The sequence below is a fragment of the Paenibacillus sp. FSL K6-2862 genome (assembly GCF_038005125.1).
In the GTDB taxonomy this organism is placed as follows: Bacteria; Bacillota; Bacilli; order Paenibacillales; family Paenibacillaceae; genus Paenibacillus; species Paenibacillus illinoisensis_A.
In genome coordinates this window covers 5,656,205-5,668,268 of record NZ_JBBOSN010000001.1, presented here as the reverse complement: position 1 = coordinate 5,668,268, position 12,064 = coordinate 5,656,205, and the positions used below count along the sequence as shown (strand labels likewise).

At 49.4% G+C, this 12,064-nt stretch carries 8 protein-coding genes and 1 riboswitch; of the genes, 6 read left to right on the top strand and 2 right to left on the bottom strand.

Going from position 1 to position 12,064, the window contains the following annotated elements:
- The first annotated feature begins 201 nt into the window (after nt 1-201).
- From MHB82_RS25680 to MHB82_RS25655, 6 genes are all read left to right on the top strand, one after another.
- A complete protein-coding gene (locus MHB82_RS25680; protein WP_341176166.1) occupies nt 202-918 on the top strand; it encodes a glycosyltransferase family 2 protein in 717 nt (238 codons plus the stop codon).
- 890 nt (nt 919-1,808) lie between these two features.
- Nucleotides 1,809-2,879 (top strand): glycosyltransferase family 2 protein, encoded by a 1,071-nt coding sequence (locus MHB82_RS25675; protein WP_341176698.1) that lies wholly within the window; start codon nt 1,809-1,811, stop codon nt 2,877-2,879.
- A 195-nt stretch (nt 2,880-3,074) separates the two neighbouring features.
- Nucleotides 3,075-3,707, top strand: coding sequence for a bifunctional 4-hydroxy-2-oxoglutarate aldolase/2-dehydro-3-deoxy-phosphogluconate aldolase (locus tag MHB82_RS25670; protein WP_341176165.1), 633 nt, complete (start codon nt 3,075-3,077; stop codon nt 3,705-3,707).
- A gap of 119 nt (nt 3,708-3,826) precedes the next feature.
- Nucleotides 3,827-4,762 (top strand): alpha/beta hydrolase, encoded by a 936-nt coding sequence (locus tag MHB82_RS25665; RefSeq protein ID WP_341176164.1) that lies wholly within the window; start codon nt 3,827-3,829, stop codon nt 4,760-4,762.
- 219 nt (nt 4,763-4,981) lie between these two features.
- Entirely contained in the window at nt 4,982-7,363 is a 2,382-nt protein-coding gene (locus MHB82_RS25660) for an S-layer homology domain-containing protein (RefSeq protein WP_341176163.1), read from the top strand.
- Nucleotides 7,364-7,559: 196 nt separating this feature from the next.
- Nucleotides 7,560-8,687, top strand: a complete 1,128-nt coding sequence (locus tag MHB82_RS25655; protein ID WP_095361767.1) for a transglutaminase domain-containing protein — start codon at nt 7,560-7,562, stop codon at nt 8,685-8,687.
- Between the two features lie 100 nt (nt 8,688-8,787).
- Here the strand turns inward: MHB82_RS25655 and MHB82_RS25650 are convergent, their stop codons facing one another.
- Together MHB82_RS25650 and MHB82_RS25645 are read right to left on the bottom strand one after the other, a co-directional pair.
- Complete coding sequence (locus MHB82_RS25650) at nt 8,788-10,266, bottom strand: amino acid permease (protein ID WP_110821715.1); 1,479 nt, start codon at nt 10,264-10,266, stop codon at nt 8,788-8,790.
- Nucleotides 10,267-10,383: 117 nt separating this feature from the next.
- Nucleotides 10,384-10,604, bottom strand: a riboswitch (Lysine riboswitch).
- A 145-nt stretch (nt 10,605-10,749) separates the two neighbouring features.
- Nucleotides 10,750-11,892, bottom strand: a complete 1,143-nt coding sequence (locus MHB82_RS25645; protein ID WP_153979971.1) for a virulence factor — start codon at nt 11,890-11,892, stop codon at nt 10,750-10,752.
- Nucleotides 11,893-12,064: the final 172 nt, after the last annotated feature.

Below are 12,064 nucleotides of genomic sequence, written 5' to 3'. Positions count from 1 at the left end.
ATTGAATATAGAGGATTGGCATAAGCGAAGAAGCTAAACGACAAGATGAGACCGATAATTGGTCAAGATGAAAGTTTATCTGATGAATACTTAAGCCTGTAAATAGGCTCCGATCCAGTCCTATAACCCTTTCTTATCTGCAATCGGATAGCAAAACCTTGAGAGATAATAAAAGTCAGCTTAAGACGCGGGGGTGAGGCTTTGAATGACCGTGAGGAAGACGAAAGACCACATATTACGCTGTCCATGATCGTACGCAATGAAGAACAGCGATATCTAAGACAGGCGCTGCAAACGCACCGGCCTTGGATTGATCGTGCGGTCATCATAGATGATGGGAGCACCGATAATACGGTTACCCTGTGTCGAGAGCTGCTTGAAGGGGTTCCCTTGGTCATGGTGCAAAATCGGGCTTCCCGGTTCGCCGATGAAGTGAGTCTGCGCAAGCAGCAATGGGAGGCAACGATAGCTACTGGACCTGAATGGATTCTGAATCTGGATGCCGATGAGATTCTGACGGCTGACTTTGGCATGCAGCGCAATCAACTCCTGGGAAGTAGCGAGGACGCGATCTACTTCAGATTGTTTGATATGTGGAGTGATACGCACTACCGGGAGGATCAATATTGGCAGGCACATGCATATTACCGTCCTTTTCTCGTCCGTTATCGTCCCGGGTTGACTTATGAGTGGAAGGAAACCCCGCAGCACTGCGGACGTTTCCCTCTTACGATTCAGCATTTTGCCTATGGATGTCATGCGCCTCGTGTGAAGCATTACGGCTGGGCTCGCGAGGAGGATCGCATCCGCAAATTCGAACGTTATCAGGCACTGGACCCAGATGCAAGGTACGGCTGGAGAGAACAGTATGAATCCATTCTGGATACAGATCCAAGGCTGCTGCCCTGGATGGAATAAGAAAGGGGGGCCTGTACTTGAATAAGGTAAAACCGAAGGAGAAGGTGCTGATTGCCAGTCCGGTTCGTCAAACCGCAGCAGTGCTCCGTGAATTTTTGGAATCTCTGACTTTCTTGGAGCGAACGACGGTGGAGACGGACTATTTGTTTATAGACGATAATGAAGAGGAGGCATCTTCCAATATCCTTCGTGATTTTGCTTTCCAACATGAAGGAACCGTATTTGAATCAGATAACGCTGATGGAACTGCTCAGGGAAAAGGGACATACAGCAGGGATGAGGGAGGTCATTATTGGCGCGACGAACAGATTTGGCGGGTAGCCGGATTGAAAAACCGCATCCTGCAATACGCCCGCGAACAGAATTACGATGCTGTTTTCCTGATTGATTCCGATCTTGTGCTGCATCCCCGCACGTTGGAACAGCTTGTTTCCACGCAGAAGGATATTGTATCGAATATTTTTTGGACGCGCTGGCAGCCGGGTACAAGGGAAATGCCGCAGGTATGGCTGCAGGATGAGTACGCTTTGTACCGAAAAGGCAGGAAATCCGAAGCGGGTAAGGAAATTCTGGATGAGAATACGCAAACCGATGCCTTTCTAAACCAATTGCGAGTGCCAGGCTGTTACGAAGTTGGTGGGCTTGGTGCATGCACGCTCATTCGCAAGAATGCTCTGGAAGGTGGGGTTTCCTTCGACCAGATTCCGAATGTATCGTTCTGGGGTGAGGATCGTCATTTTTGCATTCGAGCCCAGGCACTCGGTTTTCGTTTATACGTGGATACCCATCTTCCGGCCTATCATATCTACCGATTATCAGAACTTCCCGGTGCTGCTGCGTACAATCGCAGGGTCAGACGAGGAGAAGAGGTTATTCGTATTACGCTGTGTATGATTGTGAAAAATGAAGAGGCTTCCCTCGCCAGATGCCTGGATTCGGTGAAGGGCATTGCCGATGAGATCGTAATCGTGGATACCGGATCAACCGATCGCACACGCCAAATTGCGGCCAAATATACAGATCGAATCGTAGATTTTGAATGGATCGATGATTTTGCAGCTGCACGCAATTTTGCCTTCGATCAGGCAACCGCAGAATATATACTTTGGCTGGATGCTGACGATGTGTTCGAACCGATTGACCGGGAGAAGCTTATCGGTTTGAAACACTCTCTTGATCCTGGGGTGGACAGCGTTACTATGGACTATAATCTGTCATTCACTCCAGATGGGAAGGTTGCCTACAGTTTGAGAAGGAATCGACTGGTGCGACGGGATCGGAATTTCCGCTGGATTGGTGCAGTGCATGAATATCTGGAAGTTGGCGGCAATTTGCTGCATAGCGATATTGCGGTGACCCATAAGAAAGACAAGGAGTACACTGACCGTAACCTGAGGATTTACCGAAAGCGTGAGGAAGCAGGCGAACATTTTACTCCCCGGGATCTCTATTACTTCGGTAATGAACTGAAAGATCATGGACAGCATGAGGATGCGATTACATACTACGGGAAGTTTCTAAATACGGGTCTTGGTTGGGTGGAGGATCAGATTTCCGCCTGCCAAAAAATTGCAGATTGCGAAGCAGCATTGGGGCGCTCAAAACAGGAAGTTTTAGCGCTTCTAAGGTCGTTTGCCTATGATTTGCCGAGAGCAGAGATCTGCTGCCGCCTGGGGGGGTATTTCGCGGACCGAGGAGATTATCGCAAGGCAGTATTCTGGTATGAACAGGCGACCCATGCTGTTCGTCCTGCCGATCCGATGGTCGTGCTGAACGAAGCAGCCTGGACATGGATGCCCCACTTGCAGCTATGTGTATGTTATGACCGGCTGGGCAATCGTGCCAAGGCGAAGGAGCACAATGATATTGCTCTGGCATTTCATCCTACACACCCCAGCATGCTGTACAATGATCAATATTTCAAGGATCTGGAAAAGGAAAGTGTACTGGAAGAGGATTGATTCCGGCAAAACCTCTCTTATAGTCATGGGTTGAATGGGTGTTATCCACCGACATTCGTCCATGCTGATAAGAGAGGTTTTTTGGGTTGTGTATTTCATCAAGGATAAATTCGTTTTACAATATGAATTAACGGAAAAGCGGTGATAATAATACTGTCTTCGGCTGCCGAATCTATGAAGCAAGGGGAAGCTCGCATGAATTTGACGGAAGTACTACTGGAGTCGAGGCTGGTTGCCATTGTTCGCGGCATTAGCCGGGAAGCAGCGATAACAGCAGGAAAAGGCATGACAGACGGAGGAATCCGTCTGATGGAAGTAACGCTCAATACACCCGGGGCACATGAGATTATCGGAGACTGGCGGACCCGGCATGAAGGACAGGCTTATGTTGGAGCAGGAACGGTTCTTAATGTGCAGATGGCCAAGGATGCAGTGGCTGCAGGTGCTCAATTTCTGGTATCGCCCAATGTCGATCTGTCCGTTATTGAATATGCTGTAGAACATGGGGTGGAAATTTGGCCGGGAGCCATGACACCAACCGAGATTGTTGCTGCCTATGAAGCAGGCGCACGTGTGGTGAAGTTATTTCCGATGGCGAGTCTGGGATTGCCGTATTTACGGGAGATCAAGGCACCGCTTAATCATATCCCGCTGCTTGCAACGGGCGGAGCTAATCTGGACAATATTACTGACTACTTTGCTGCTGGTGCAGCAGCTGTAGGACTTGGCAGTGCACTTTTGCCGAGAGAGGCACTGGCTGCAGGGAATCACGAACAGGTTGCAGCATGTACACATGCATTTGTGGAAGCAGCGAGAGTCAAAAAGTAAAAACTCAATCAACAATATGTATATTTGGGTATATATAAAAGATGTAGCTATTTAACAGGGCGTTAATGGTGTTGGCGTAGAATAGGTGTATGACAAAGGCCGGAGAGGAGAAATGCACAGTGAAAGCCAGAACGATGATTGGTGGAGTTATTGCGGTTGCTGCCGTAACGGCAGGTGGCTTATGGAAGGCAGCGGTGAAGAGTCAGACACCCAAAAAGATCCCCATCACGATTACTCCGCCCATGCCATTCGAAGATGTCACCTTCGAGAGTGGAGGAGGACGGGTTCATGGATGGTTTATTCCGGCTGGCGCCCATGTTCCCAAACCATGGCCGCTAATCATTATCGCCCATGGCTGGGGTTCCAACCGATCACGTGTGCTCCGTTACGCACGTCCCATCTGGGAAGCCGGATATGCTCTCTTCATGTATGATGTCCGGAGTCATGGGGCCAGTGATCCGGTAAAAGCAGCGTCTGCCTATCTGTTCCGTGACGATCTGCTCTCGGCACTACGCTACACCACCTCTCGGCCGGAGATCGATCCGGGTGCCATCGGTGTGCTCGGCCATTCCCTTGGAGGTCTGGGAACGATCATGGCGGTAACAGAACATATTCCGGTATCGGCAGTCATCACGGATTCGATGCCATCCCAGTTTGAAGTAATCGTCAGTTCGGAGCTGAAACGTCGGCGATTGCCGCTGTTCCCACTGGCGCAGTTGATTCCGCGAATCTGGTTCTGGAGGCTCGGTGAATCACTGAAAACGTACCGCCAGCGCGATCCGGTCCTGCTGCTGAATGAACGGCGTAAGGGTATGCAGCTGCCAATGCTTATGGTGCATTCCAAGGGAGATAATTTTATCCCGCCAAGTGAGCTGGAATACTTCATGTCCAAGGCTGACCCGCCTGTAGAACATCTGTGGGTGAATAGCGGCGGACACAGCTGCTCAGAAGAAGACCCTGTCTTCTGGGAGACCGTCATTCCTTTCTTGAAAAAACATGTTCAGGTTCAGGCTCCACCGCACAATTCGGACATAACCTCTAATAAATCTAAATAACCGTCAGCCTGCATGACAATCGGGCTAACCGTGAAAACGCCAACCAGGTTGGCGTTTTTTGGTCTGTTCTAACCATTATGCAAAAATTCTCATTTGTAAAATTGTTGGGAAAACGACGATTAAAAAGGAAGCTTATGGTATCATAGAATAGACTGGCAATATTCATGCAGGGTTATTTCGCATGCATCCATGTATGAAATTGAAGGGAGAGGTCCAGATTTGAGTTTTCAGATTCGATTCAAAATGATGACAGCCAGAGCTGCTTCAGCAGCCATGGCGGCATTGCTTCTGGCATCGCAGACTCCAGGGTTTGCAGGCAGCGTGTCGGCAGCACAAGCAGAACAGGTAACAGAAGCTGTACCGGGGGAAAATGAACAACTAGACGTGACTAGCAATGACGTGCCTGAGGGGGCTAAAATCTCCTCCAAGCAAGCCAGTGAGAATATATTGAAACTGTTTCCGATGTTGAAAAAAGCGACCATCACCTCGTCGCAATTTGATCCGAACAACCGTTTTCCTCCGCTGGAGTACAAAACATGGGATATCGGGTTTCAGATTACCGAGGGGAATCATTCCATGGGGTTCGGCGCATCTGTACATGCAGGGACAGGGGAAGTCCTGAGTGTACATTTGCCATCTGATTTACTGGATAAGCAGTTATCTGGGTCAGAAGCCAAACTGACCAAGGATGAAGTGGAAGAGCAGGCTGTGGACTTTCTGTACAAGGCCATCCCTGGTTTGAAGGAAGGCGCATACGCATCTTTGGGAGACCTGTACCAAACGGCGGGACAGCAATCGTTGTTCGGCAGAACCGAATATCAATTTGCATACCAACTGAAGCATGACGGTTTGTTATCTGAGGCGGAGACGGTTTACATAAGTGTGGATCAAAGTGGCCTGGTCACAGGATATTCACGAATGACGACTGCGGCGGAATATCCTTCATCGAAACCGGCTGTGTCTGCAGAGAAGGCAAGGCAGCAATTCGAAGACCAGTTCGATGTAGAACTCGCCTACATTTCGAAAAACCGCCTGTCTTCCAAGCAAGGTCAGCAGTATTATCTTGGATATACGCCGAAGGATTCCAGCATGGTTCCGCTTGAGGCAAATACGTTGGAACGGTTCGACGCTATGACTGGAAAAGTCATTACCGAGGATACCGTACAACAGGACAAACCGCTGAAAGGCAGTGTGGCCGCTTTTGTTCCAGCGAAAGGACTGAGACTGAATGCTCAGAAGGCAGAGAGCCTGGTGAAAAAGAGCTTTGACATTCCGGAAGGATACAAGCTGGATTACAGCCAGTTAAATAAAGGCAGCTACTGGAGTCCAAACAATCAGGTTTGGAGTCTGAGCTGGAGCAACCGAAACGCGAATATGTCCTATATGTTCATGCGGGACATTTCAGCACAAGTGGATGCCACCACCGGACAAATTTACAGCTATAGCCTGTATCAGCGAATGGGTCCGGATGCCGCACAAGAGAAACCGGATGAGAAAAATGAAGGCAAATCCTTAACCCGTACACAAGCCGAGAAACTTGCGATCAATTCGGTTATTGCACTTGTGCCGGATGCTACGGAACAATTTAAGCTGTCCAACGTGCTTGAGGTAGAGGACGCACGTACATTCATTTTTCAGCGCTACCTGAATGGAATTGCGGTTAAGGATGATCTGGTGCAGGTACAGGTCCTGAAGGATGGAACGATAGGCGAATTTTATGCCAATCTTGCTGCAACGCCTGAGCAGCTGCCTGCAAGCAAGGTGCCGGCGATCAGCTACGAAGAGGCAAAAGCGGCCTACCTCGAAGAATTCAAGCTGGTTCTGGCATACTCCCGTTACGGTGGACATGGTACGAGCAGTGGCCAAGTCACTCCGTCGGGGATCAATCTTGCGTATATGCCTACACGGGATGATCAATCGATCTACGGTAGCTATGAAGTACTTGATGCCAATACAGGCGAATGGACGTCTTTGTACAACACTTCCAGCACAGCACCTCAAGCTGCACCTAGTGATATTGCAGGTCATGTGGCTGAAGAGGCAATTCTTAATATGACCCAGCATAGCGTCCTGGTTCCTGATGAGCAGGGACGTGTCTTCCCGGATCGGGTGATTACCCGAGGAGATTGGTTTAACTATCTCGCCAGAGCAGTTAATCCGAATCTGGACATCTATTACACGGTGAACGGGGATGACAAGCTGTTTGCGGACATTTCGCCCGATAGCCCTTACTATCAGGCGGTGCGTACATTAATTGACCAGCGCTGGCTCGCTGGCGCTGATCCAGAGGTCAGTCTGAATCCACAGGATGAGATGACTCGGGAAGAACTGGCTGTATTACTTGTCCGTATCCTTCGTTACGAGAAGCTGGCTGGTTTCTACACCATGCCATCGGATCTGCCGAATCTTGTAGATGCGAATTCGATTACCAATAAAGGTGCCGTATCTCTTAGCATGAAGCTGGGATTGCTTCCTTCCATTGAAGGACGTTTCATGCCGGCACGCAAAGTGACTGTAGCTGAAGCGTCACAGGTGCTGGAGCGATTGGCCAAGCTGCAAGGCAAGACAGATTCATTTATGACAGGCAGTCGTCTGTATTAAGAGGTATTCTTGCATAACCCTATCTGGTAAGTCATAGGCTGGATATAGCGGGTATGTGTTATTTTGCTGAAGACAAGGGAGACCTTCTGCGGAAGGTCTCTTTTGATGCTTTTCGACAAAACTAGAAGCCTGACGTCAGATCCTTTTGTGATACAATGAGGCATGAGAATGTTGCAAAGAGAGGTGGTATCCTTTCATGGGCAAAAACGGAAAACGAGTGATCACCATATTGCTGGCAGGCTGTCTGATTGCGGTGGCTTTACCTCGTGCGGTTGACCTGGATCAACTGTATGCTGCATCGGACACATCAGATATTTCCACAACCAAGGATTTACGTCAGACGTTGCTTACAGCCATGTCACAGCGAACGGAGGAGCTTGTATTTACATACAAGGGCGATGTGAAAGGACTCAAAAAGCAGCTCCAGAGCTCCATTGATGAAGCAATGACCAGTGACCCCTATATCCAATATACCGTCAAAAGTTATGCTTTTAATTATAAAGGTTCCAACGTTTCGGCCGAGGTCCATGTGAATCTGTCCTACCGGGAGACGAAGGAACAGACCGATTACGTTAACCGCAAAGTAACCCATGTTTTAAAAGAGATTATCACACCAGGCATGACGAATCATGAAAAGGTGAAAGCGATCCATGACTGGATTGTTCTCCATCTTGCCTACGATACTTCTCTTCAGAAATACACGGCCTATGATGGACTTGTCACGGGCAGCACCGTATGTCAGGGATATTCCCTGCTTGCGTACCGCATGCTGGAACAGGTTGGCATTGAGAACCGGATTGTGGAAGGTACGGCAGGTGATCAGCTGCATGCGTGGAATATCGTTAAGCTGGACGGCAAATGGTACCACATGGACACGACCTGGGATGATCCGACACCTGACCGCAAAGGGAAAGTTAGCCATAACTACTATTTGCTCAGCGACGACGAGATGGCACGTGATCATATCTGGACGGGCAAAGGCAAATATCCGACTGCACCAGCTCCCTACCGGGAGGCCCTGCAAACCTTGATACAAAGCGGCGGCAGCAAGGCACCTGCGTATCAGAAGCTGTACCATGCGCTGGAATATTCGCTCTATGACGAGAAAGATGCGGTTAGTGGACATTCCGCACTGGAAACCAAGGTGCAGAGTGTGCTGAAGGAAGGTGGAACCACACTGACTTTCAGATACAAAGGTACCGAGACCAGTCTGGTTGAAGATTTGCAGAATTTGTATCAGCTTGGGATGAAATCAATATCGTATTATGTGTCCAAAATGGAGGATACAACTGATCTGCGTGTGAAGATCAATTGGACGTTATGAATCAAGGCGGATGAAATAACGCCTTAATGGTATACAAAACAAAATCCCCCTGCTTCTAAACCGTAGAGAGCGGTCAGAAGCAGGGGGATTTTCTATACGTTTACTGCACAGAGGAATCCGTAGGGGAGAAGTCGCATTCCTGCAGCGGTACCACTTTGGTTTTCTTGATCCATTTGTAACCTAGCCATAGAATCAGGAACAGCGGTACACTCAGGTAGGCAACAAGCGCTCCGCTCCAATCGATCTGGTCGCCCGTAAACGCCTGGTAGTTCTGACCGATAATGACGATGATACAGAGTACAAAAGCGAATATCGGTCCGAACGGGAACCAGCGTGCGCGATAAGGCAGGTCTTTTAAATCCCTACCCTGGGCAACATAAGCCCGGCGGAAGCGATAATGGCTGATTGCGATACCTAGCCAGGTGATAAATCCGCACATACCGGAGGCATTCAGCAGCCAGGTATACACAATACCGTCACCGAACAGGGAGGCGAGAAACGCCAGCATGCCGACAGCTGTAGTTACGAGCAGAGCATTCATCGGAATGCCTTTTTTGTTCAAACGTCCAAGGAAACGCGGCGCCTTGCCATCACGGGCAAGAGCATAGAGAACTCGGCTTGAAGCATACATGCCAGAGTTACCGGCAGACAGCACAGAGGTCAGAATGACTGCATTCATTACCGAAGCTGCAATGGCAAGCCCGGCTTTTTCAAATACTAGCGTAAATGGACTGACACCGATATTGTTCAGATCACCTTTGAGCAGGTTCGGATGCGTATACGGGATGATCAAACTGATTACCGTGATGGCCAAAATATAGAAGATCAGAATCCGCCAGAATACCTGCCGAATGGCACGAGGCACATTCTCACGCGGATTTTCACTCTCACCCGCAGCTACACCAATGAGCTCGGTTCCCTGGAAGGAGAATCCTGCAGCCATGAACACACCCAGTACGGCGAAGAATCCGCCATGGATGGGCGCATCACCCACTGTAAAGTTGCTGAAACCTACGGCTTCTCCGCCCATAATACCGAAGATCATCAGCACACCTACGGTCAAAAAGATAATGACAGTAGCCACTTTGATGATGGCAAACCAATATTCCGATTCACCATAACCTTTAACAGACAGCACATTCAGAGCAAAGATTAAAACGAGAAATAGCAGGCTCCATAACATGGACGAGCTGTCAGGGAACCAATACTTGATGAGTACTGTAGCTGCAGCAAGTTCAGCCGCAATGGTAACGGCCCAGTTGTACCAGAAATTCCAGCCCATGGCGAAGCCAAGTGCGGGATCGACGAAACGAGCGGCATACGTATTGAATGAACCGGAGTCAGGCATAAATGTAGCCAGTTCTCCAAGGCTTGTCATCAGAAAGTAAACCATGATACCGACGGCGGCATATGCAATCAAAGCACCACCCGGTCCTGCTGTGGAGATGGCGGTACCACTTGCGAGGAACAGCCCTGTACCGATGGACCCACCGAGGGCAATCATCGTCATATGCCGTGCACGCAATCCTTTTTTCAGAGAACCGTTTCCTGCTGTTGTTTGCTTGTTGCGGTCTTGCAATGAAAACACTCCTTCATTCAGCGTACTGATGATATGGATCAATGGCACTATACACACAAAAGACCGCAGGCTTCAGCCTGCGGTCTTATTATCCATTGTCCGCACCTGTCCCAGATGTTATAAGATAGCTCAACACAGAAGAATTCATACCCACCCATGCGGGCTGGTGTGTATCTCTGTGACAGTTCTGTACCTTTCGGCAGCAGCCCCAACCATACTGGACAATATAAGGAACCGTCCAGCAAGCTTCGGCGGGTGCACCTTTCGGCTGATCTCATGAGCGGCTCCTTAGCGCCTCCTTCAGCTTACTGATCGCACCCGCGACCTCTACCTCATCATCGTGGATGAGGTGTATCTATTGTCTATGAAATTATTGAATAGCAGAACGTTACATACCATGTTCTGTTGCTCAAACAGACATTCAGTATACCTTTCCTTGTTTCATCATGCAATAACAAAAGTTGGATGTTCTCTTAACAAGGACTATTCCGTCTTTTTGTTGCGTCCGGCCATTTGCTGCCATACGGTACCTGCTGCCTGTTCACCGGATTCAATTCGCTCCAGTGCCATCTTGGCCTGCAGGCTAACTTCAAATTCAGGATCGTCCGCTGCCTTCCGCAGAGCTGGTTCTGCTTCTTCGGTTCCCACTTCATATAAGAAACGGGCTGCCCGCCAGCGCACGAGTTTGCTGCTGTCGGTGAGCGTAGCCGTCATCGCAGCGGTTGCAGCCGGGTCGCCGATATCGGACAAGGTGTCTCCAGCGGTACGACGTACGGCAGGGGAGCTGTCTTTGAGTGCTTCATACAGCAATTCCATGGCTTCCGGCGTTTTGATATCTCCAAGATAGACTACCGCCAACCGGCGTATCTGCATTTTACTGTCATGCAGGGCGCGGGCAATAAGCGGCAATCTCTCTTCTGTAGGTTCCATACCGTCAAAAGCTGCATAGCGTACATTCCAATCTTCACTGCTCAGTGCCGCTTCCAGCTCGGCACCTTCCAGCTTGCGGCGGCGTTCCACAAACTCTTCTGTATTGGTTCCGTGCGCAATGGCCTGTTCAATGACCTGCTTCAGACGCTCCGGAGGATAGGCTGCCTCCAGCTCCTGCTCAACCTCACGGGCAATATCCGGCAGTTCGCCGTACCGTACGCCGTAATCACTTAACTTACGTTCTTTGATCAGCGTTGCACTGGCCACTTCGGTAACGGCCTTAACGAATCGATCGGAGAGAGAGATTCGTTCTTCCTTTGCACCGGCCTTAACCCGAATCTGCATCGGAACCCCACGGAAAAACTGTACAAATACCTGTGCTTCGCCAAAGTGCTCGCCTGACGCATCCTCTGATTCAATCCAGTCAAGGTCAATTCCTTGTTGGCCCAGACGGTTCTGGACTTCCCCCAGAATGACGGACCAGTCGGCATTTCCCTTGCGATCCAGCGCAACGAAGTCCGTGGTATGAAACACACTTTTAACGCCAGGAATATGGAGCATCTGGCGGATAAACGCTGGAGCAGAGCGTTCATTATCCAGCGTGTAGGTTCTGCGGATCCCGTCTTCGAGACGCTCATCGAGATGAAGCATCATCGTATTGGGACTGGGTGTTGGTTCAATGGAAACAATATTCATCGGTTCATAACCTCCTGTACCGGATTCATCATTTAAGTTCCCGTGATAGCAACGGGTATATCCCTATTTTACATGAATGGAGGCAAACTGCGAAATGGATGAAAAACCTTACATAGTTGTGTGAGAAGTACTAAGATAGTTAACACTTCTTTCATGTTCAATCACAAACATT